At 59.3% G+C, this 22,278-nt stretch carries 21 protein-coding genes; 13 read left to right on the forward strand and 8 right to left on the reverse strand.

Annotated elements, in window-relative coordinates:
- Window positions 1-1,155 (forward strand): energy-dependent translational throttle protein EttA (gene ettA / locus ACESNB_RS00350; RefSeq protein WP_373002389.1); only part of this gene is annotated, 1,155 nt, incomplete at its 5' end.
- A 3-nt stretch (window positions 1,156-1,158) separates the two neighbouring features.
- Here ettA and ACESNB_RS00355 read toward each other — a convergent pair.
- The 5 genes from ACESNB_RS00355 to ACESNB_RS00375 all read right to left on the reverse strand — a co-directional run bounded on the left by ACESNB_RS00355 (window position 1,159) and on the right by ACESNB_RS00375 (window position 4,858).
- Window positions 1,159-1,500 (reverse strand): hypothetical protein, encoded by a 342-nt coding sequence (locus ACESNB_RS00355; RefSeq protein ID WP_373002392.1) that lies wholly within the window; start codon window positions 1,498-1,500, stop codon window positions 1,159-1,161.
- Window positions 1,501-1,545: 45 nt separating this feature from the next.
- On the reverse strand, window positions 1,546-1,968 hold the full coding sequence (locus tag ACESNB_RS00360; RefSeq protein WP_373002396.1) for a hypothetical protein: 423 nt from the start codon (window positions 1,966-1,968) through the stop codon (window positions 1,546-1,548).
- Between the two features lie 72 nt (window positions 1,969-2,040).
- Window positions 2,041-3,165 (reverse strand): glycosyltransferase family 4 protein, encoded by a 1,125-nt coding sequence (locus ACESNB_RS00365; protein WP_373002399.1) that lies wholly within the window; start codon window positions 3,163-3,165, stop codon window positions 2,041-2,043.
- 274 nt (window positions 3,166-3,439) lie between these two features.
- Window positions 3,440-4,066 (reverse strand): phospholipid-binding protein MlaC, encoded by a 627-nt coding sequence (locus tag ACESNB_RS00370; protein ID WP_373002403.1) that lies wholly within the window; start codon window positions 4,064-4,066, stop codon window positions 3,440-3,442.
- A gap of 33 nt (window positions 4,067-4,099) precedes the next feature.
- Window positions 4,100-4,858 (reverse strand): VacJ family lipoprotein, encoded by a 759-nt coding sequence (locus ACESNB_RS00375; RefSeq protein ID WP_373002406.1) that lies wholly within the window; start codon window positions 4,856-4,858, stop codon window positions 4,100-4,102.
- A 140-nt stretch (window positions 4,859-4,998) separates the two neighbouring features.
- On the opposite strand from ACESNB_RS00375, the gene ACESNB_RS00380 reads away from it, so the two are divergent.
- The 7 genes from ACESNB_RS00380 to pyk all read left to right on the forward strand — a co-directional run bounded on the left by ACESNB_RS00380 (window position 4,999) and on the right by pyk (window position 13,283).
- Window positions 4,999-5,976: an ArsR/SmtB family transcription factor gene (locus tag ACESNB_RS00380; RefSeq protein ID WP_373002409.1), complete on the forward strand. Its 978-nt coding sequence runs from the start codon at window positions 4,999-5,001 to the stop codon at window positions 5,974-5,976.
- Window positions 5,973-6,887 (forward strand): methylenetetrahydrofolate reductase [NAD(P)H], encoded by a 915-nt coding sequence (gene metF, locus ACESNB_RS00385; RefSeq protein WP_373002412.1) that lies wholly within the window; start codon window positions 5,973-5,975, stop codon window positions 6,885-6,887. Before ACESNB_RS00380 ends, metF begins: the two co-directional genes overlap by 4 nt.
- Before the next feature lie 9 nt (window positions 6,888-6,896).
- Entirely contained in the window at window positions 6,897-7,964 is a 1,068-nt protein-coding gene (locus tag ACESNB_RS00390) for a homocysteine S-methyltransferase family protein (RefSeq protein WP_373002415.1), read from the forward strand.
- A complete protein-coding gene (locus ACESNB_RS00395; RefSeq protein WP_373002419.1) occupies window positions 7,961-8,395 on the forward strand; it encodes a gamma-glutamylcyclotransferase in 435 nt (144 codons plus the stop codon). The genes ACESNB_RS00390 and ACESNB_RS00395 overlap by 4 nt, the downstream gene beginning before the upstream one ends.
- Window positions 8,388-8,942 (forward strand): pyridoxamine 5'-phosphate oxidase family protein, encoded by a 555-nt coding sequence (locus ACESNB_RS00400; protein ID WP_373002422.1) that lies wholly within the window; start codon window positions 8,388-8,390, stop codon window positions 8,940-8,942. Before ACESNB_RS00395 ends, ACESNB_RS00400 begins: the two co-directional genes overlap by 8 nt.
- A gap of 9 nt (window positions 8,943-8,951) precedes the next feature.
- A complete protein-coding gene (gene metH, locus ACESNB_RS00405) occupies window positions 8,952-11,597 on the forward strand; it encodes a methionine synthase (protein WP_373002425.1) in 2,646 nt (881 codons plus the stop codon).
- A 261-nt stretch (window positions 11,598-11,858) separates the two neighbouring features.
- The gene (pyk, locus tag ACESNB_RS00410; protein ID WP_373002428.1) at window positions 11,859-13,283 is read left to right on the forward strand and encodes a pyruvate kinase; all 1,425 of its coding nucleotides are present in this window, start codon (window positions 11,859-11,861) and stop codon (window positions 13,281-13,283) included.
- Here pyk and ACESNB_RS00415 read toward each other — a convergent pair.
- Together ACESNB_RS00415 and ACESNB_RS00420 are read right to left on the reverse strand one after the other, a co-directional pair.
- The gene (locus ACESNB_RS00415; RefSeq protein ID WP_373002430.1) at window positions 13,270-13,800 is read right to left on the reverse strand and encodes a TIGR02281 family clan AA aspartic protease; all 531 of its coding nucleotides are present in this window, start codon (window positions 13,798-13,800) and stop codon (window positions 13,270-13,272) included. The genes pyk and ACESNB_RS00415 overlap by 14 nt on opposite strands.
- 2 nt (window positions 13,801-13,802) lie before the next feature.
- Window positions 13,803-13,997, reverse strand: a complete 195-nt coding sequence (locus ACESNB_RS00420) for a DUF1289 domain-containing protein (RefSeq protein ID WP_373002432.1) — start codon at window positions 13,995-13,997, stop codon at window positions 13,803-13,805.
- Between the two features lie 138 nt (window positions 13,998-14,135).
- On the opposite strand from ACESNB_RS00420, the gene ACESNB_RS00425 reads away from it, so the two are divergent.
- The 4 genes from ACESNB_RS00425 to ACESNB_RS00440 all read left to right on the forward strand — a co-directional run bounded on the left by ACESNB_RS00425 (window position 14,136) and on the right by ACESNB_RS00440 (window position 19,013).
- The gene (locus ACESNB_RS00425) at window positions 14,136-15,122 is read left to right on the forward strand and encodes a nicotinate-nucleotide--dimethylbenzimidazole phosphoribosyltransferase (protein ID WP_373002434.1); all 987 of its coding nucleotides are present in this window, start codon (window positions 14,136-14,138) and stop codon (window positions 15,120-15,122) included.
- Between the two features lie 163 nt (window positions 15,123-15,285).
- A complete protein-coding gene (locus ACESNB_RS00430) occupies window positions 15,286-16,482 on the forward strand; it encodes an acyl-CoA dehydrogenase family protein (protein WP_373002436.1) in 1,197 nt (398 codons plus the stop codon).
- Between the two features lie 24 nt (window positions 16,483-16,506).
- Window positions 16,507-17,661, forward strand: a complete 1,155-nt coding sequence (locus tag ACESNB_RS00435) for an acyl-CoA dehydrogenase family protein (RefSeq protein WP_373002438.1) — start codon at window positions 16,507-16,509, stop codon at window positions 17,659-17,661.
- Window positions 17,662-17,786: 125 nt separating this feature from the next.
- On the forward strand, window positions 17,787-19,013 hold the full coding sequence (locus tag ACESNB_RS00440) for a glycosyltransferase family 4 protein (RefSeq protein ID WP_373002440.1): 1,227 nt from the start codon (window positions 17,787-17,789) through the stop codon (window positions 19,011-19,013).
- Between the two features lie 60 nt (window positions 19,014-19,073).
- Here ACESNB_RS00440 and ACESNB_RS00445 read toward each other — a convergent pair whose 3' ends face one another.
- Window positions 19,074-20,195 (reverse strand): NAD(P)/FAD-dependent oxidoreductase, encoded by a 1,122-nt coding sequence (locus tag ACESNB_RS00445; RefSeq protein ID WP_373002442.1) that lies wholly within the window; start codon window positions 20,193-20,195, stop codon window positions 19,074-19,076.
- Between the two features lie 826 nt (window positions 20,196-21,021).
- Between ACESNB_RS00445 and ACESNB_RS00450 the strand changes: the two genes are divergently transcribed.
- Entirely contained in the window at window positions 21,022-22,257 is a 1,236-nt protein-coding gene (locus ACESNB_RS00450) for an outer membrane beta-barrel protein (RefSeq protein WP_373002444.1), read from the forward strand.
- Window positions 22,258-22,278: the final 21 nt, after the last annotated feature.

Here is a 22,278-nt window from a genome sequence, read left to right on the forward strand (position 1 = left end):
GCCATCTGCCAGCTGCTTCTGTCGAAGCCCGACATGATCCTGATGGATGAACCGACCAACCACCTTGATGCCGAAACCGTCGCGTGGCTGCAGAACTTCCTGATCAACTTTCCCGGTTGCGTCATACTCGTGACCCACGACCGTTACTTCCTCGATGACATCACCAACTGGATCCTCGAACTCGATCGCGGCCGTGGCGTACCTTTCCAAGGCAATTATTCCGGCTGGGTCGAGCAGAAGGCCAAACGGATGGAGCAGGAAGCCCGTGAGGACACCGGCCGCAAGCGTACGCTGGCCAAGGAACTCGAATGGGTCCGCTCCGGCCAGAAAGCCCGCCAGGCGAAATCCAAGGCCCGTATCAGCGCCTATGAGGACATGGCGTCCCAGGCCGAGCGCGAGAAGGTCATGACCGCGCAGATCCGCATCCCCCCCGGCCCACGTCTCGGCGGCGTCGTCCTGGAGGCTGAACACCTGCGCAAGGCCTTCGGCGACAACCTGCTGATCGAAGAGTTGAGCTTCAAGCTGCCGCCCGGCGGCATTGTCGGCGTGATCGGCCCGAACGGTGCCGGTAAATCGACCCTGTTCAAGATGATCCTGAAGCATGAGGAGCCCGACTCGGGCACCCTGCGCGTCGGTGAGACCGTCAAGATCGGCTATGTCGACCAGAGCCGCGATAAGCTTGATCCCGCCAAGAACGTCTGGGAGGAAATCTCCGGCGGCACAGACGTGATCGACCTCGGCGGCGTGGAAGTGATGTCGCGCGCCTATGTCGGCGCCTTCAACTTCAAGGGCACTGACCAGCAAAAGAAAGTCGGCCTTCTCTCAGGCGGTGAGCGCAACCGCGTCCACCTCGCCAAGATGCTGAAGGGCAGCCACAACCTGCTGTTGCTCGATGAACCGACCAACGACCTCGACGTCGAAACGCTGCAGGCGCTGGAAGAAGGCCTCGACAATTTCCCGGGCTGCGCCGTGATCATCTCGCACGATCGCTGGTTCCTTGACCGCATGGCCACGCACATCCTCGCGTTCGAGGGTGACAGCCACGTAGAATGGTTCGAAGGGGATTTCTCGTCCTATCTCGAAGACAAGAAACGCCGTCTCGGCGCCGATTCCGTCACGCCGAAGCGCCTGAAATTCAAGAAGTTCGCGCGCTAGGGCCTATTCCACGGGACGCCCGGAATCGAGGAGATCGGTCGCCCTGGTTTCGGCGCGTTCTTCGTCCACCTTCTTTTCGATATGGTGGTCCGGAGTCACATCCAGCGCTTCGGAGCCTGCGGTCGCCGGGACCGCCGCAGGCTTGCGTCGGTCCGCGGACGCGGCGTCCTGCATGCGTCTGACCGCTTCGCTACCGACTGGCGGGACAAAGCGAAGGCGGTAGATCGGTTCGGGCAGTGTGAACCCGCCCGTTTCCAGCGCATCCTTGGTGGCGCTTATGGCGAGCCCGCGTGCCTTGCTGAAATCGGTTTGGGTCTGGTTCAGCCAGCCTCGGAAACGCAGCACGATATTAGAATCTCCAACCGTCTGGATGAAGGCGCTCGCATCCGGCTATTTCAGGACGAAGGGTAGATTGCCCAGCGTGTCGAGACCAAGCGTCATCGCGGCGATCGGATCATCTTCGGCATCCACGCCAAGATCGAATTCGAACCGGCGTTCGGGATTGCGGCTATAGTTGAGGATCACGGCTTTGAAGACCATCGCGTTGGGGATTCGCAGGTGGTTGCCGTCCAGCGACACCACGCCCTCGCGTACGTCGACCTCGACATGGGCGAGGGAGTCGATTTGCGAAAAAATCGCTGCAATCCGATTTTCGATCGCCTGGTCGTCGGGGGCATTTGCCCGGGTCTGGGCAAGTTGCTGGGGGGCTGAAGGTGTGGACGTCTCTGGGGTCTGGCTCGTTGCCGGAAGGCCGGGCAACGCCCACAGGGCCAGCACAAACGCAAGCCGGAGCAGGTTCCATCGTCTCGTCATGCGAATAATCCCAACCCGCGTCAGTCTCAGCCAATATAAGGCATGAGCACGCCTGAAGTTCCGAACCGGGCGTCAGGCCAGCCGGTGGGCCAATTCAGCAATGGTAGGCGAAGACACGTCGAGCACCCCTCGTTCGGGCCGGCTCGACAGGCTTTCTTTGGCGATGCGTTCATAGAACGGATCGTAAAAGGCCCCCGACACGGTCGGCGAGAACATTTTTTCAGCCGTCAGCCTTGCGTTGCAGCGCAGCGGCAGCATTTTTTCGGCGGCGTGGAAATAGGGACGGAGTGCGTCCAGAGCATGGTCTGCAAGTTTCTCGATCTCGTCGTCATAGAAACGCGCGTAGGATTCAGCGTGCCTCTGGTCGCCTGGCGGTTGGACCCAATGACCCAATTCATCCACATTGAGGGGCAACATCAGTCCGTTGACACCGTCCTGGACGAATTCCGGAATGGCCTGCACGGGAGTCGCAATTGAGGGTACGTGCTCGGCCATGGCCTCGATAATGGAATAACCGAATGTATCGGAGAAGGTCGGCAGGAAGCCGAAGTGCGACCGGCGCAGCATTTGGCGGACGTCGCCATTCGGCAAGCCGCTGAACAGCCTCACATTGGGAAGTTTGAGCATCTCCATATAGGGGTCGAAAAACCCGTCGCTCGTTGGATCGGTCCAGGTGACGGCCCCGACCTTGAGCGACGAGACGATCTGGATGCGCAGGGGCAGGTTTTGCGCGTGCGCCTTTTGCGCCATGAGCGCGGCAACGCAGCCGCCCTTGCGTCCGAAATGGGCGCCCACAAAGGTGATCACCAGATCATCCATGCGGCCGTGTTCGAGATCGTCGGCGAGTGCATCCTCCTTCAGGCCCAGCAGCACGTTCGGGTGGCGCACCATGAGTTTGTCCAGAAGGTCCCCCGCCGAACTGAGTTCCTTTGTCTGGTCTATAAACTGTTTCCGGGCATAGTGAGACAGCGCGATGATCCGACGGCAATGGCGCCCGGAAATTTCGCGTATCATCCAGTCGGTGTAAGGATTGTCCCGTTCGAATCCGAACCGTCGCGGCAGATGGCTCTCGAACGAGATGACGTACTTTTTCTCGCCGATCGGTACCCGGTTGAAGGCATGGACGAGATCGGCATTGTGGAAGGGGGCGAGCAGAGCGACGCCGTCGAGCCTGCCGTAAATTTTGTCGAAGGGCAAAAACAGTCGGCTGTCGATTTGGTGCCCGCTGCGCCGTGGCACAACAAACGAGGTTGGATATCTGTCCTTGTAGACCGAAACTCTCATTGGGCCTTGAAACCAATCCGGATGTATTCGCGCGCCGCACGCCCGAAATGGGCGCGGCGAAGACCCGGCCGGATTATGCCCGCTGCGTCCCCTTGATTTCGCTTTATATACGAAGTCTATGACAATTTAACCAAATTCTTCCAAGAGGCGACTGCAAGCCCCGGAAAACACTCAATTTTAGGCAGGGTCAGGCTCGCTTTGACGCTTTCAGCTCGGCCGTCATGCTTTCGATCTTGGAAATCAGGGCTTCTGCAGATCCGTTCGCACGATCCAGAAGAGCGATGAACTGGGCCCGTTGTTCGATGCCAAGCCAGATCAGGTTGCCATCAAGATTGAGCGCAACGTCGACGACTTGGTATTTGCCATCCCGGGTCAGAACGCGCCAGCGCACGTCCATGTTCTTGCCGTCCTGACGCTCGATCACCGTATTCACGATCGAATCCGTTTCGGAGCGGTCCACGGAATCCTTCACGACGACGGCCTTGCCGCGATAGGCGTCCAGCTGGGCTTCATACACAGCCAGTGCGTAGGTGCGGAACGCCTTGCGGTATTCGGCCAGCTCTGCCGGCGTGAACCGGCGGCTGTACTTGCCGATCACGAAGTTCGACACGGCGTCCAGGTCAGTGAACTTGTCCATGTAGGTGCTGAATGCTCTGGTGCGCTGGTCAGCCGTCAGTGACGGGTCGTTCAGCGTCGCCAGGGCTTCGCTGGCATTCGCCTGAACATAGGCTTCGGTCTTGGCGTCTGCAGCAGCCGGCAAGGCGCACAGTGCGAGTCCTGCCATAGCCATGGCGGTGATGGTTATTCTGTTCAAGAAACTGCTCCTGTTTGTGTCATCAGGGTCTGGTTAATTTTCAAATTCGTCAAAATCAGGGAGATCGTCATAGGCTTTCGATTCATCGACCATCTGACCATTACGAATGGCAGCCTGACGCTGAGATGAATAAATACGGCGAAGCGCAACATAAGGTTCCGGTTGTTCGTTCAGAGTCCTGATCTGGTCGTCAAGCGCGACCCGTGCGTTCAGGCCACCCAGCACCCCACGGCCTATGGCGATCTGATCGTCCAGATCCGGCTGACCTGCAAATTCGGTCCAGGTGAGGGGATCGAACGCCCTGTTGACCCCGGATCCGAATAGATCACGCGGGTTGGTCGGCCCCAGGAGCGGCATCATGAGATACGGGCCGCTTGCGACTCCCCAGACCGCCAGCGTCTGGCCGAAATCTTCCGAATGTCCGTCGATTCCAAAATATTCCGCTGCGTCCCAGAGACCAACCAGGCCGATCGTGGTGTTGATTGTGAACCGAAAGAACGTATCACCCGCGCGGTCGGGTTGGGCCTGCAGCACGTCGTTGACGAAAATTGCCGGGGATTTGAGATTTCCAAGGAAATCGCCGACCCTGTCGCGGGCGAATGCGGGGGTCACTGTCTCGTAAACCGACGCGGCCGGCGCCAGCGTGTAACGGTCGACTCCATTGTTGAACGCGAACACCTGACGGTTGAACCCTTCATAAGGGTCCGCAACAACGCCTGCTTCAGGCGGTGGTGTCGACGCGCAGGCGCCGAGGCTGAGTATCAGAGCGGCCCCGAAAGATCGAATTTGCATGAGAATGGTCCCGGGATCTGGTTCTAGGCGGTAAATGGAGGTTCAGTAGGGGCTCATCAACTGTCTAATTGGTAAATTCATGTGTACTGTGTCGTGTGTGCAATCTTGCAAAACATATAAACTAATGTTTATATGACGACATGAAGTCAGATATTGCCTGCACAATAGACCGTCTCCGCGCTGCGGGCGAACCGACCCGCTTGCGTATTCTCGCCTTGCTTCGCCAGCGCGACTTGTCTGTCGGTGAACTCGTTCAGGTGCTGGCGCAATCGCAACCGCGATTGTCGCACCACCTGAAGTCACTGACCGGGGCAGGTCTGGTCGAGCGGATGCCCGAAGGTTCATTTGTCTTCTACCGCGGCGCCAGTCGGGGGGAAGCTCGCATTTTCCTCGATTCACTGTTCACGCAAGACCTCATCGAAGCTCCGACCCTGCACAGGGATGCGGCGCAGCTCGCAGAAGTGTCGGCCGTGCGGGCCGCATCAGCCGAATCGTTCTTTTCCGGAATTGCGGGCACATGGGACACGATCCGGTCATTGCACTATCCGAACGAGTCGATCGAGGATGCCCTGCTTGAGCTTGCGGGTCCGGGCCCGTTCGACCGGGTGATTGATTTTGGCACCGGCACGGGCCGCATGCTCGTCCTGTTCGCGCCCCTGGCGCGCGAGGCTGAAGGCGTTGACCTTAGCCATCACATGCTGACTGTCGCCCGGGCCAACCTGGAGCATGCGGGTATTGCCGACGCGCGCGTCCGTCAGGGCGACGTGACTGCTGTGCCGTTTGACAGCAGCTCGGCAGATCTCGTCATCATCCACCAGGTGCTTCACTTCATTGACGCACCGGGCAAGGTGATTGCGGAAGCCAGCCGCGTCCTGAAGCCGGGTGGGCGTTTGCTGGTCGTCGACTTCGCAGCCCACGACCTGGAATTCTTGCGCGAAGAGCATGGTCATCGCCGGCTCGGGATGCGAGACGACAATATGGCAAGCTGGGCCGCCGACGCGAAGCTCAAACTGTCCGAGCCGCATTCTTTTGACCCGCCCGATGCGTCCAGTCCGGGCCTTGTCGTTAATATCTGGGTCGCCGAAAAGCTGGCTCTGCCTGAGGAAGCCAACGCATGAGCACCCTGTCGATCGCTGATCGCCAATCCGATTCCGCGCCGTCCGTTTCGTTCGAGTTCTTCCCTCCGAAGAGCGATGCCATGGCCGAGCGCTTGTGGCAGACCGTGCAGCGGCTTGAGCCGATGGCACCCGACTTTGTATCGGTAACTTACGGGGCAGGCGGGTCTACTCGCGAGCGTACGCACGACACCGTCAAGCGGATTGCCGGTAGCACGCTGCTACTACCTGCTGCGCACCTGACGTGCGTGTCTGCGACGAAGGAAGAAGTGCTCGACGTGGCTGACGACTACTGGGATGCGGGTATTCGCCATATCGTCGCTCTGCGCGGCGATGCGACCGAAGGGATGGGCGCGGCGTTCCAGCGACACCCGGGCGGGTTTCGCGATTCGGTCGAACTGATTGCCGGCTTACGCGAGCACCGTCCCGAACTTGGCAAGCAATTTGAGATTTCCGTCTCCTGCTATCCAGAGCCGCACCCCGATAGTCTCGGCTGGGACCAAGATATTGCGTTCCTCAAAGCCAAGCAGGACGCCGGCGCAGACCGCGCGATTTCGCAATTCTTCTTCGAGCCTGACACCTATCTCCGCTTTCTTGAACGGGCGCGGGCGGGCGGCGTCACCATGCCGATCATTCCGGGGATCATGCTACAGCCCAACTTCAAGGGCCTGAAGCGCATTTCAACCCTGTGCGGCGCGACACTGCCGGACTGGCTGCATAGACTCTACGAGGGCCTCGACGACGACGAAGAAACCCGCGATCTCGTTACCGCGAACGTGGCAGCCGAGCTTTGCCACAAGCTGGCCGACGAGGCTGTCGACAAATTCCATTTCTACACACTGAACCGGGCCGGTCTGGCATTGTCGACATGCCGCCTTCTCGGCATGAAACCGAGGCCTGCCCAGGCTGCATGAGGCAATGACATGAACCGCACTGAACGCATCGCTGCCCTGAAGGCCGCCGCAAAGGAACGCATCCTGATCCTTGATGGATCGTGGGGTGTGATGATCCAGCGACGTGGTCTTGACGAAGCCGATTTCCTCGGCGAACGCTTCATTGGTCATGAAGGACAGATGAAGGGCAATAATGACATCCTCTGCCTGACGCGGCCGGATATCGTGACCGACCTGCACAATGCTTACTTCGAGGCCGGCGCTGACATTTCCGAGACCAATACATTCTCGGCAACGACGATTGCGCAGGACGATTACAAGCTCGACGCTGACGCTGTGCGCGACATTAATCTGGAGGGCGCGAAACTGGCGCGGGCTGGCGCCGATGCGTGGACGGCCAAAACGCCGGACAAGCCGCGCTTCGCCGCCGGTTCGATCGGGCCGCTCAACAAGATGCTCTCCATGTCATCGAACGTGAACGACCCCGGCCACCGTGCGGTGACGTTTGATGCAGTCTATGACGCCTACCGCATGCAGGTTCAGGCCCTCAATGAAGGCGGCGTAGATCTCTACCTGATCGAGACCATTACCGACACGCTGAACTGCAAGGCCGCGATCAAGGCGATCATGGACCTGGAAGCTGAAGGCATGGACAAGCTGCCGATCTGGATCTCAGGTACGATCACGGATCGGTCGGGCCGCACACTGTCGGGCCAGACGGTCGAAGCCTTCTGGAATTCCGTGCGTCACGCCAAGCCGTTCGCTATTGGCTTCAACTGCGCCCTGGGTGCTGACCTGATGCGGCCACACATTGCCTCGCTGTCGCGGATTGCGGACACCTTGGTCGCAGCCTATCCGAATGCCGGTCTGCCGAACGAGATGGGCCAGTATGACGAGACGCCAGCAGAGACGTCCAACTCCGTCAGTGCCTGGGCGAGAGACGGTATCGTCAACATTCTGGGCGGTTGCTGCGGAACGACACCAGAGCATATAGCGGCCATCGCAAAGGCGGTGGATGGCGTGAAGCCGCGCGATCCCGCGCCGACCTCGCACGATATGCGGCTTTCCGGGCTGGAACCCTTCGTGCTGGCATCATGACAGGCGAGCCGGTTCAATCAGGCGACCTGTTCGTATTCTACGGGCTGTTGAAGCAGGGCGCGGTGGGCATGCCGGCTGACCTGCCGCTGGAGAGCTCGGGCACGTTCCTGGGACCTTGCCGGTTTCGCGGTCGTCTCCTGGACCTTGATGGCTTTCCGGGCGTGGTCGCTGGCGACACGCTGTGCCATGGCCTGCGGTACCGGTTGGCGGACGCATCACTCATAGGAGCGATGGATGCATTCGAGGATGTCACCGATGACCCGGCAGCCTCGCTCTATGTGAGAAAGAAGATACCGCTACTGGATGACCATACTGCGCCGACCGGCGAACAGGCATGGATATACTGGTACAACCAGCCCGCAGAGAGCTTCGTAGAAATCGCTGATGGCAACTGGCCGTTGGATGCAGGGAGGGCACGCAAGAATGGGTAAGACCTATGACAAGCTCGACGACAAGCTGATCCGTTTCATTGAAGTGCAGAAACTCTTCTTCGTGGCCACCGCGCCATTGGACGCAGACGGACACATCAATTTGTCTCCCAAGGGCTACGACGCGTTCAAGGTGATCGACGACATGACAGTCGCCTATATCGACCTCGGCGGTTCCGGCATCGAGACCCAGGCGCACGTGCAGGAAAACGGGCGTATTACGATCATGTTCTGTGCCTTTGAAGGTCCCGCCAATATCCTGCGCCTGCATGGGCAGGGCGAAGCCATTGATGTCGGCAATCCGCGCTTTCCGGAAATGCTCGCTCAGTTCCCCGGTTTTGACCGGGCGCGGGCGGTTATTGTCATCAAGATCGATCGTATTTCCGACAGCTGCGGCTGGGGCGTGCCGTTCTACGAATTCAAGGGCGAGCGTGACCAGCTGACGCGGTATATTGACAACAAGTCCGTCGACGAATGGACCGAAACCCACTTTCAGAAAAATGCCGAAAGTATCGATGGCCTCCCCGGCGTCGTTCGGCCCAAAAGCTAGACAGGTATCATGACCAAGGCTTCTTCCAACTTCGTCAACATTGGCGAGCGCACCAACGTCACCGGCTCGGCCGTGTTCCGCAAGATGATTACGGCTGGCGACTATCCGGCGGCCGTCGAGGTTGCCCGCAATCAGGTTGAGAATGGCGCCCAGATCATCGACGTCAACATGGACGAAGGCATGCTGGAAGGTGTCGAAGCGATGCGCACCTTCCTCAATCTTATTGCGGCAGAACCGGATATCGCCCGCGTGCCCGTGATGATCGACAGTTCCAAATGGGAGGTCATCGAAGCTGGTCTGAAGTGCGTACAGGGCAAGGCCATCGTGAACTCGATCTCCATGAAGGAGGGTGAGGATGCCTTTCGCAAGAATGCACGTGCCTGCCTGGCTTATGGCGCTGCGGTGGTTGTCATGGCGTTCGACGAGGCGGGCCAGGCTGATACTGCGGCCCGCAAGATCGAGATATGCCAGCGCGCCTTCAAGATATTGACGGAAGAGGTGGGCTTTCCGCCCGAGGATATTATTTTCGACCCGAACGTCTTCGCCATCGCGACCGGAATTGACCAGCATGATAATTACGCCGTGGACTTCATTGAAGCCGCGAAAGTGATCAAGGCGACGTGCCCGGGGTGCCACATCTCGGGCGGTCTCTCGAACGTCTCGTTCAGCTTCCGGGGCATTGAGCCGGTCCGCCGGGCGATGCACTCGGTCTTCCTCTACTATGCCATTCCGGCAGGCATGGACATGGGCATCGTCAATGCGGGCCAGCTCGATATCTACGACGATATCGAACCCGAACTGCGAGCGCGGGTCGAGGATGTTATTCTGAACCGCCGGCCGGACGGGACCGAGCGTCTTGTCGAAATCGCCGAGACGTACCGGGGCCAGAAGGGCAAGGTCCAGGAAAAGGATACGCGCTGGCGTGAAGCCGCGGTCGCCAAACGGATCGAGCACAGCCTCGTTCACGGGATCACCGAATTCATTGAAGTGGACACCGAAGAGGCGCGCCAGGCTGTCGAACGGCCGCTTCATGTGATCGAGGGCCCGCTGATGGACGGCATGAATGTCGTCGGCGACCTGTTCGGTTCGGGCAAGATGTTCCTGCCGCAGGTCGTGAAGTCTGCCCGTGTCATGAAAGCCGCCGTGGCCTATCTCGAGCCCTATCTCGAGGAGGAGAAAATCCGGCTGGGTACGGTCGATGTGTCAAACGGCAAAGTGCTGATGGCTACCGTTAAAGGCGACGTACATGATATCGGAAAGAATATTGTCGGCGTTGTCCTGGCTTGCAATGGCTACGAGATCATCGACCTCGGCGTGATGGTTGCCGCCGAGAAAATCCTCGACACAGCCATCGAGTTGAATGTGGACATCATCGGCCTGTCGGGTCTGATCACGCCGAGCCTGGACGAGATGGTCTACGTGGCGTCCGAAATGCAACGGCGCGGCATGACGCAGCCGCTGATGATCGGCGGCGCGACGACTAGCCCGGCCCACACTGCGGTGAAAGTCGACCCGGTGATCAAGTGCGCACCTGTGATCCATGTTTCCGATGCGAGCCGCGCGGTCGGCATCGTGAGTTCATTGCTGAATGCCGAAGACAAGCCGGCGCTCGTGGCGCAAACCCGGGCCCGCTACCAGCGGATGCGGGAATCCCGCAAGGACGGCCCGCCCAAACCGCGCCTGCCGATTGCCGAAGCCCGCGCAGCGGCTCTCAAGCTCGACTGGGACGGATATGAGCGCCCGGCACCGACCTATTCCGGCGTGCGCACGTTCGACGATATCGATCTTGCGACGCTGGTCAGGTATATCGACTGGACGCCGTATTTTGCGGCCTGGGACCTCGCCGGGAAATACCCTGCCATCCTGACAGACAAAATTGTCGGCGGAGCCGCGAGCGGCCTTTGGCGTGATACGGAAGTCATGATGCAGCGCCTCGTCGGCGAAGCCTGGTTCAAGCCGAAAGCGGTCGTGGGATTCTGGCGTGCCAATAGCCGGGTCGATGATATCGTGCTGGAAACCGGGGACACGTTTCACACGCTGCGCCAGCAGATGGTCAAGGATAATGAGCGAGCCAATTTCGCCCTTTCCGACTTCATTGCGCCCGAAGGTGAAGACTGGATTGGTGGATTCTGCGTGACGTCCGGACCGGAAGTTGAGGCCATCTCCGTCGAATTCGCTGCCAAAGGTGATGACTATTCCTCGATCATGGTGAAAGCCTTGGCCGACAGGTTTGCGGAAGCTACGGCCGAGTACATGCACGAACGTGTGCGCCGCGAATTGTGGGCTTACGCGCCGGATGAGGCGCTCCATGCCACCGACCTGATCGGTGAGAAATACCGTGGCATTCGTCCCGCTCCGGGATATCCGAGCCAACCGGAGCACACCGAAAAAGAAACCCTGTTCCGTCTGCTGGATGGAGAGGGCAGGATCGGTGTATCGCTGACATCAAGCTGCGCCATGACGCCTGCGTCCAGCGTCTCCGGCATGTATTTCGCTCATCCCGAATCCGTATATTTCGCCGTCGGGCGGATCGAGCGGGACCAGGTCGAAGATTATGCGGACCGGAAAGGCTGGGACATGCGCACAGCGGAGCGGTGGCTGTCCCCGATCCTCAATTATGATCCGTTTGCTGTTAAAGCGGACGGTGTCACCTGATTGTCGAGATAGGGCAGGGGATCGCAGAGTCTCAAGCTTGGTTTCAGGCGTCGACCAACGGCCGTCATACCCGCAACTGGCTTTCAGCGGAATTGTGTTTGCCTGAACTGGTGACTGTTACGCACGCCGCGACTGGATTTTAGGTTCGCCTTCGCCAAATTCTGCGCAAAGGCGTCGATGTTTGCGCTAACGCAAGCACTGGCGACCTCGCCGCGAGTCGCATATGACGAGTTACGCACCCAGCGTCATTGGAGAATCAGGATGAGCCAGAAAAGACTTCGCGGCGAGAATGCCAAGATTGTTGCGACGCTGGGCCCCGGCAGCCGCTCGCGCAAGGAAATCCGCGCGCTGGCCGAAGCTGGGGTGGATGTCTTCCGGCTGAACTTCAGTCATGGCGAGCATGAGGCGCACCGAGAGGCGCTCGAAGCCGTACGTGCGGCCGAAGCGGCGTTGGGCCGTCCCCTGGCTACGTTGGCGGACCTGCAGGGACCCAAGGTGCGAGTCGGCCGGTTTCCGGGCGGTACGATGCGGCTAAGCTTCCGGGCGGAGTATGACCTTATCGCGGCGGACGAAACTGACCGGGATGACGTGATCCCGGTTCCGCATGCGGAAATTGTTGCCATGCTCGAGGTCGGAGACACGATCCTGGTTGATGACGGAAAGCTGATTCTGACCGTTACGCAGGCAGGGGAAAAGCCGCGGGTGCGATCAGACGTGCCGGGCAAGCTGGGTGACAAGAAGGGCTTTACCGTGCGTGGCAAGGCCCTGCCTGTTCAAGCGCTGACAGACAAGGACCGCAAGGACCTCGCATTCGCGCTTGAGATCGGTGTCGATATCGTCGCGTTGTCCTTCGTTCAGACGGTCGAAGACGTGCTCGAAGCCAAGGCGATCATAGCAGGCCGGGCGCCGCTGGTGGCGAAACTGGAAAAGCCGGCTGCGATCACGAATCTGTTGGCGATTGTGGAAGCGGCCGATGCCGTGATGGTGGCGCGCGGCGACCTCGGGGTGGAGTTTGCACCGGAGGATGTGCCGGTCATCCAGCGGCGGATTGTGCGTGCGGCCCGCGCGGCGGGACGGCCCGTGATCGTCGCGACGCAAATGCTGGAATCCATGATCGAGAATTCGGCACCGACCCGGGCGGAAGCGAGTGATGTTGCGACGGCGATTTACCAGGGGGCTGACGCGGTCATGCTGTCTGCCGAAACAGCCGTCGGGCGCCACCCCGCCACAGCAGTGGCCATCATGTCCCGGATCATTCGTGCTACAGAGAATTCCGAAGACTATCGCCGATCGATCGCAGAATTCGATGGCGACAGCGCCAGCACGAACGCGATCGATGTCGTCGCCGAAACAGCGCAGGCCATGGCGGCGTCTGAAGGGGCGACGGCGTTGGCATTACGAACCGGCGCGTTTGACCGGTTGGCGCGGTTCTCTCGTGTGCGGGGCGCGGCGCCGATCCTGTATGGTTCACTTGATGACCAGCGCCTGCGGCAGGCGTGCCTATTGTGGGGCGTGCATCCGCAACGCCTGAATGCAGGTGAAGAAACCTGGTACCGAGACCTGATGAACGCAGCCGGCCTTGAAGGTCGCGTGGCGTATGCGCGCTGGGCCGGTGACGAATCGCGGTTTGCTTGGGAGATCGGTATCGGCAGGGGTCAGGACGGCACGACCGTTACTGGCGTATGACCAGCTGGCTCTTGCGGAACTCATATGAATAGAGTTCGCCAAGGAATGTCATGCCGAGCAGGGATTGTTCCAAACCTTCGCGCAGGACCATGCCCTCGACATTTTCGACTTCGACCTGGCCGATCCGGATCTTTTCCAGCGTGACGGCCGCGCCATGCACGACGCCGCCGGCAGTGCGGATCTCCCATTTGAAATCGAGGTCTTCAGGTTTGAGTCCGATCCGTTGCGCATCCCTGAATGTGATCGCCACGGTGCTGGCGCCTGTATCGACCATGAATCTCACGGCAGTCCCGTCGACATCAGCGCGGGTCCAGTAATGGCCGTCGGGTTCCCGGTCGATGATGGCTGCATTGTCGAAGCTAGCTTGCGGAGTCGTGACGACGACCGAGGCAACGGTCGGCGCGTCGTCGGCTTCCGTGCGGTCTTGAAGTTTCGGCACGACAAAGACAAAGACCGCCATCGCAATCATTGCGGCACCAGAGACCATCGAGACAGCTTTTTCCAGCGATCCGCTCAAAATTATCGCTTCCCCATGGCCTTGAGTTCCGAAATTCGCTGCGGCAAGCTTTCGGTCACCTCTTCACGTGCATCGCCTCCCATGGCCATCCAGCGTCCGATTTCGGGTAAGGTCCGCCCGCACCCGAGACACCAACCTGTAGTGGCGTCTATTGCGCAGACTTTTATGCAAGGGGTCTTTATCGGTTGGTCAGTCATCAATATACAGCGTAATCCATGGAGCGGGATCGGCAAGTGTGGCACGCTGCAAGGTAACAAATCCTTGTCGTGCGCCGACCGATTTCTCTGATAAAACCGCACTGTCCCCAATTGCGTGGGACCGGGAGACTGACTGACGTGACTGAGCCTGCCAACAACACTGCTCCTCTCGACGATGTTCGAGCGCTTGTTCACAAGCCGATTCCACTCGACACGGCACCTGGGGAGCGGGTCAGAGCGGCTTTGCTCACGATGGGGCGTGAAGGCGATTTTGGCCGCCTTGGCGAAGCAGCGGAATGGCTAGCGAACTGGCAGCACCGGTATCCTCCGCGGATCGAAAAGCCCATCCTGGCGATCTTTGCTGGATCGCACGGCCTGGTCGATGAAGGCGTTTCACTGTCCACGAACACAGATACCCGCGCGCATGTTGACGCCCTGAGGGAGGGGCGGGCGCCCTTGTCGGCGATTGCCACTCAGGTCGGTGCCAACATGCGCGTGTTTGAACTCGCGTTGGACAATCCAACACCCAGCATCGCCATAACTGCCGCCATGAGCGAACGCGAATGTGCCGCGACGATCGCTTTCGGCTTCGAGGCGATTGAAGACCAGCCTGATCTGCTGGCGCTCGCTGTGTCAGGGGCTGGGGTGGGTACGGCCGCCGCTGCCGTGGCGTGTGCACTTTATGGCGGATCACCGGATTATTGGGTTCGACCGAGTAATTTGACGCCGCCGGCCCTCTCCAAACGGCGGGTCGAGTTGGTCAGCCGGGCGCTTACGCTGCATCGCGGCCATTTGTCTGATCCGCTCGAAGCACTGCGGTGCCTCGGTGGTCGCGAACTCGCGGCCTGTGTCGGCGCGATCATTGCGGCGCGGCACGAAGGCGTACCGGTGGTGCTTGACGGGTTTGCGACGACAATCGCGGCAGGCATCGTTCATGCCATTGATCCCGCAGCGATCAGCCACTGCATTGCATCCCACTCCACACAACGCCTCGCTCATGAGGCGGCACTCGAGCGACTCGGATTGAAACCGCTGATGCAGCTTGAGTTCCAGACGGGGGGCGGTCTCGGTTCAGCAACGGCGATCGGTGTGTTGAAAACAGCCTGTGCGCCCTTCATCGCATAACCGACGACGTCCTGATTTCGCATGTGAACCCTGCGGAAACGCATGGAGAACCTGCGGCAAAGTTTACGTTTACGTGCGCGTAACCTTGCCACGAGACCTGTTTGACTGACATAGAGAGTCCAAGTCAGCCCTAAAATAATCTGCCCGGAGGAGTTCCACGCTCATGAATCTTGATTTTTCCCCACAGGAAGTCGCCTTTCGCGATGAAGTTCGTACCTTCATCATTGAAAATTACCCAAAGGAACTCGCTGGCATCGGAACGCGCGAAGACCTGACGCGAGATGAATTCCTCGCTTGGCACAAGATTTTGGGAAAAAAAGGCTGGTCTGTTCCCGCATGGCCCGAGAAGTATGGTGGCACGGGCTGGACATCGACCCAGCGCTATATCTGGTCAGAGGAAAATGCACGCGTGGACGCGATCATGCCGCTGCCGTTCGGCGCCGCGATGGTCGCTCCGGTTATCTACACATTCGGCACCGAGGAGCAGAAAAAGGAATACCTCCCCGGAATCATTTCGGGCGACGTGTGGTGGTGCCAGGGCTATTCCGAGCCCGGCGCAGGATCGGACCTTGCAAGCGTCAAGACGACGGCTGTTCGTGACGGCGACGAGTGGGTGATCAATGGTCAGAAGACCTGGACGACGCTCGCGCAATTTGCCGACTGGGGCTTCTTTCTTTGCCGCACAGACCCGACGGCCAAGAAGCCGCAAGAAGGCATCAGCTTCATCCTCGTCAACATGAAGACGCCGGGCGTCGAAGTTCGTCCGATCAAGTTGATCGATGGCGGCCATGAAGTGAACGAGACGTGGCTGACAGATGTGCGGGTGCCGGTTGGCAATCTCGTCGGCAAGGAAAACGAAGGTTGGACCTGTGCCAAGTTCCTGCTTGCTCACGAACGTTCGGGCATTGCGGGCGTTGCCCGGTCAAAGCGCGGCGTGGAGAAGCTCCGTGCCATTGCAAGCGAGGAACTGGTTGACGGCAAGCCACTGATCCAGTCGGGCGATTTTGCGCGCAAGATCAGCCAGTTGGAAATTGACCTCACGACGCTGGAATTCACCGAGCTCCGCACATTGGCTGCGGAATCTGCGGGCAAGGGTCCCGGACCTGAGAGCTCCATTCTCAAGATCAAAGGCACCGAGATCCAGCAGCGCCTGACGGAACTCACGCTTGAGGCCGTCGGCAACTATGGCGCCCCTTACACAGCCGGCATGGAGACCGATGGGTCCAACGAACGCGGCGTGGGCCCGGACCACTCGAATTTCACGGCAGAAACGTATTTCAATATGCGCAAGACGTCGATCTATGGGGGATCGAATGAGATCCAGCGTAACATTATCAGCAAAATGATCCTCGGCCTTTAAGGCACAGGGACAGGGAGATATTTCATGGATTTCAATTTTACCGAAGAACAGGGCATGATCCGCGACAGCCTCTCGAGGCTGATCCGCGAGCAGTACGATTTCGACACGCGCCGCAAGGTCGTGGCGTCGAAAGAGGGCTGGCGCCCGGCCATGTGGGCAAAGTTCGCCGAACTGGGCCTGCTCATGGCGCCATTCAGTGAAGAAGACGGTGGCCTCGGCGGCGGTCCGATCGATGCGATGGTCGTGATGGAAGAATTCGGCAAAGGTCTCGTTGTCGAGCCCTACCTGCCAAGCGTCGTCTGCGGTGGTGGGTTCCTGAAGCGCGGTAGCGACGCGCAGAAGGCCGAACACTTGGCTGGCATCATGTCGGGCGAGCAGATCTTCGCCTTCGCCTACGCCGAACCACGCGGTCGCTACAATCTTGCCGACCTCGAGACCACCGCCAAGAAAGACGGCGCGGGCTTCTCGATAAACGGCCACAAGGCTGTCGTGATCGGCGCGCCTTGGGCAACACATTTTGTCGTGACGGCTCGCACTTCGGGCGGACGCCGCGACGCTAAGGGCGTGACAGTGTTCGTCGTGGCCAAGAATGCCAAGGGCGTATCGACGCGTGACTACCCGACCGTCGACGGTCGCCGCGCTTCGGAAGTGTATTTCGAGAACGTATCGGTTAGCCCAGATGCTGTGGTCGGCGAAGTCGACAATGGCCTGCCTCTGGTTGAGCTGGTGACGGATGAGGCAATCGCCGCCGTGTGCGCCGAAGCCTGTGGTGCGATGAAAGTCGCCCATGAGATGACCGTCGAATATTCGCGTAATCGGAAGCAGTTCGGTACGGCCATCGGCAAGTTCCAGGTGCTGCAGCACCGCATGGTTGACATGTTCATGGAGCACGAGCAATCGGTCTCGATGACCTATATGGCGACGCTGAAAGTGGACGAGGATGAAGTGACCCGCAAGAAGGCAGCTTCGGCGGCCAAGGTGCGGATCGGCCAGGGCGGACGTTTTGTCGGCCAGCAGGCGATCCAGATCCATGGCGGCATGGGTATGACGGACGAACTGGCCGTCGGCCACTATTTCAAGCGCCTGACCATGATCGACGCCGAATTCGGCAATGTCGACCATCACCTGAAGCGCTACACCGACTTGTCGGCTTACGACCTGCCGGTTGCCGCTGAATAGGACAGGCCCAGGCTGAGAGACATTATAGCGGCGGCTGGGAAACCAGCCGCCGCTATCGATTCTGGCGTCTGGCTTGCAGGACACGCGCAGGAAAATCCCTTATTGGGCGTAGCGAGGAGCTACTGATGTCAGAGACCCGCCTCCCCCGGATGGATATGATCGTTCAGCGCCAGCTAGACGTGATGACGACGGGTAATTCAGCCTATCTCGCCATTTTCCTGCGTACCGTGAAGGCTGGCGGAACGCGAGTCCGCATCGTGTTTGCGCCCATGCGGTCATTTGGGAACCGCCCTTGGATGTCAGTTCATCCTGAATTCCTGGAGCTTTCAGACGAACTGATCGTGCCTGCCAGCCTTCGGATTGGCGAGCGGTACTGGTCGTTGTCTCCGCAAATCTGGGCGCGATTTGCCATTCGTGCCGCCAAGGCGCTGGTCGGGAAACTGGGTGCCGACATCAAGATCCACTCCTATCTCGGCGATCCTCTGAACGGCCGGGAAGCAAAGGAAGTGTGTGCCTTGGTGATCCGTGGTGCCCCCGATATCGCAGTGGCTGAATACTCATCGCTTGCACCGCTGCTGGATCACTTGATGAATATTCCGCATCGGTCTGTTCTGTTGCACGATTTGTTCTCGGTGCGGGCTGAACAGTTCCGTGCGAACGGACTGGCGCCGGATTTCACTGAGGTGACCCGGGCCGAAGAGGCGCAGCGGTGCCGGGCATCGACCGTGAATTTTTACGCCTCGAACAACGAACTGCACGTCCTGAGCCCGCTTCTGCCAGAGGCGCAGTCAATCTGGCTGCGACCGGAACCTCCGGTTCATGCGGTACAGGAGACGGATGTGCCGGCCCACGCCGTATTTCTCGGCACGCGGCATGCCGGCAATATCGATGCCTTGAAGCATCTTGTGGACGACATCTGGCCGCTGGTGCTGAAGCAGCGCCCGGATGCCGTGCTGAAAGTCGCCGGGTCCATCTGCGCCGACCTCACGCCGGAGCAGGCGACGACCCGGGGCGTCGAATTGCTTGGTCGGGTAAAGCGCCTTGAGAGTATTTCGGGAAGTCCGGCGATTGGCCTTGCCCCGACGCGGATCGCCAGCGGCGTCAGCATCAAGGTGGCTGAATACCTGATGCTGGGAATGCCGTGCGTCGTCTATCCGGTGGCACTGGAAGGGTTCCTGGACGTGCTCGACGATCTTGTCGTCATTGCCGAGGGACCAGAGGCCTATGCCGACCGGCTGGTCGAACTCATGTCTGATGCTGACGCGCGAAAGCGCCTCTCGATTCGCGGGCTTGCTGAGACACCGGAACGACTATCCAACCGGGATTTGATCAGCTTTTTCAAGCAATTGTAGGTGGCTTCGCCTGCGGGCTTCCATTTCGGGCAAGACGTCGGCATGCAAGGTGGTCTTGTGTCAAGCATCGATCTGGTTGGCGACGTAGTCCGCGATCGCCAGCGAACTGGTGAGGCCGGGCGATTCGATTCCGAAGAGATGCACGAGGCCAGCATGGCCGTGCAGGGTGGGGCCGTCGATTCGGAAGTCGGCGGCCGGTTCGCCTGGACCGGAGAGTTTCGGGCGGCACCCCGAATAGGCCGGGACGATTGCACCGTCCGGCAGGGCCGGCCAGTACGTTCGGACAGCTTCGTAGAAGGCGTCAGACCGCGCCGCGTCCACACGGTAGTCGATCTTGTCCGGGTCGTTATGCCCGAGCCATTCGACATCGGGGCCGAAGCGCATCTGTCCGGCAAGGTCGAGGGTCACATGGACACCCAATCCGCCAATGACGGGGACCGGATAAATCAGTCGTGAAAAGGCCGGCGGCGCTTGGCAGTTGAAATAATTGCCCTTGGCGAGCGTGAATGCGGGCAGGAGGTCGGTGTCGTATTGTTCCATGCCCGTGGCCAGACGATGTGCATAGAGGCCAGCGCTGTTGACGAGATGACGGGCGGTGATGGCGTACGGCTCGCGTCCGCCCACCTTTACCCTGAAACGGCCGTCGGGAAGGATGCGTGTGCCAAGGACCGGCGCGTCTAGCAGGACTGCACCACCATGATCCTCGAGTTCATGTCGAAGACTGGTCATGTAGCTATGGCTGTCGATCAGGCCGGTTTCTTCCGACAGCAGGGCTGCCGCACAGCGTAGGTTGGGCTCAAGAGCCGTTGCTTCGGCGGCGCTGAGCATGCGCAGGCCTTCGACAGCGTTGTGACGACCCTGAGCAAGAAGCGTTTCGAGTCTGGCGACCTCGCCTTCACCGGTTGCGACGATCAATTTTCCGGTGCGCTTGTGCGGAACTTGGTGGGCGCTGAGATAGTCATATAGTTTTCGGCGTCCGGTCGTGCACATCAGGTGCCGCAGGCTGTTGGTCGGATAGTAAAGGCCCGCATGGATCACTTCGCTGTTGCGAGAGGAAGTGCCGGTCCCGATGACGCGTGCGGCGTCTAGCACGTAGGTTTCGTGACCCCGGCGAGCGAGTTCTGCGGCGCACGCGAGCCCGACCGCTCCGGCGCCAATCACGATCGTATCGACTTCAGTCATTTCGCGCGCCGCTTTTCATCGGTGCGGTTTCGTATCGGGCAGTGACCGGGTGATTTCATGGATGAGCGCTCAAAACAGGACTTTGGGCGGAGTGGAGGCCAACCGCATGCCAATGTGGCGCATTCGCGGGTTGGCTACCAGTGCTGAAACGAAACCGGGTTGCATACGTTTCGAAGTCGGGGTGTGGAGTGCGGGCAACACCGGGAACCCACGTCGTTAATGTCCGGTTTTTGGGATAGTCTCAGGGTGACAGTTAACCATCAAAGGTGTAGATTTATTGGGCTTTGGAAGTGTATTGGCTTCGAAAACAAGTAACAATGAATGGGGGTCAGTTCTCTCACCTCGACGCATTGGCGCAAGAACGTGCCAGTCGTTAAGGCGGAGCCTTTATCGGAACGTTTGGACCGTACGCAACGCATAGAACGTGGGTGGGGATGTCTTTGAGACACAAGTTGCGAGATATACTTTTTGCTCTGAATGCCCCTGCCGTCGGCCAAAGGCATGCAATACTGCTCCTGAACATGGTTGCGTCGGCCGCCGCACAGGGCATTGCGCGCAATTTGTTCTACCCAGTTCAGCACATTTTCATTCGAATAGCGCATAGAGTGCGCAGAGATTCACACCATGTACGATTGTTCTACCCGTTGTTTCGTTCCGGGAACCCGATTGTGCATGGCAACTACAGAATACCCGTAGAGATGGTCCCAAGTTTGCAAAGCGCACCAACTTGATCAGGACCGGCACACAAACAGAATTACCCAAGGGGATTGCATAAATGTCGAATTTCAAGCGTGTTTGCCTTCTGAGCGTGGCTGCAGGAGGGCTGATGGCCACCAACGCCGTGGCGCAGGGCGAAAACTATTACAGTCGTGACAAGTACGAGTCTGTGCGCGATCGCCACCAGGACAATTTTGACCCCGAGCCAATTCGTCTCGGCGCGTTCCTGGTAAATTCTCACGCCAGCGCTTCGGCGACCTATATCGACAACGTCCAGGCCACGAACAGCAACAAGATTTCCGATACGATCGCTCGGATCGGCGTAGAAGTGGCTGCGCGCACAAACTGGAATGTGCACGAAGTCGGTCTTCAGGTTTCTGCTTACCGGAACGAATATCTCGATATCGGTGATGAATCGACGAACGATTTGCGCGCACGTTTGCTTGGACGTCTTGACGTGAACCGGAATGTGTCGCTAGGCGCTGCCGTGTTCGCTGAGGACTTGGCCGAGCCGCGTACAGATCTCGCCAACTCGGTTGGCCTGGACCGTCCGGTCGAGCACACACGCGTAGGCGCAGCCTTCGATGCCGATTACCATAGCGACCGGTTTCGTTGGAACAATCTGGTCGAAGTTTCCGAGGAAGACTTCGAGGACGGTCGCCAGACAGGCAGCGGCACGCCGATTGACCAGGACTATCGTGACAATAGCGTGACCTATGTGCGCTCACGACTGTCCTATGCTGTGTCGCCGAACCTGGCAGTGTTTACGCAAGGTACGGTCCGCGAACTGTCATATGACCAGAATCAAGTGTTGACCGGTAGCGTCCGCTCGCGCGACTCGAGCGGATATACCGTCTCAGGCGGTGTGGATTTCGAACTCACCTCGCTGGTGCGGGGTGACATCGCCATCGGCTATTTCAGCGAGGACAAAGAAGACGATTTCTTCAAGGACGTCGACGGCCTGTCGGTCGATGGTCGGATGGAATGGTTCCCGACACGTCTGACGACGGTGGGCTTCACAGCCGGGCGCCGGGTCGTCGATATCGGTGTGTTCGATTCGCCAAGCGCGCTTCAGACGTCTTTCGGTGCACGGATCGATCACGAGCTTCGTCGCAATATCATCCTGTCGGCAGCCACCAATATTGTCAGCTATGACTACCAGGAAATCGACCGGACCGACGACGTGAACGAGCTGTCCCTGACCGCGGCCTACAAGATGAACAAACGCGTTCACTTCGAGACCTTCGCGCGTCACATTAATCGCGATTCGAGCGGAGTCGGCGTATTCGGCGATCCTTCATATGACGTCAATCTCGTCGGCGTCGGCCTGAAACTCTATCCCTAATACCTTCCAGTCCCGAAATCC

Origin of the sequence: Hyphomonas sp. (assembly GCF_041689225.1) — a bacterium.
GTDB lineage: Bacteria > Pseudomonadota > Alphaproteobacteria > Caulobacterales > Hyphomonadaceae > Hyphomonas.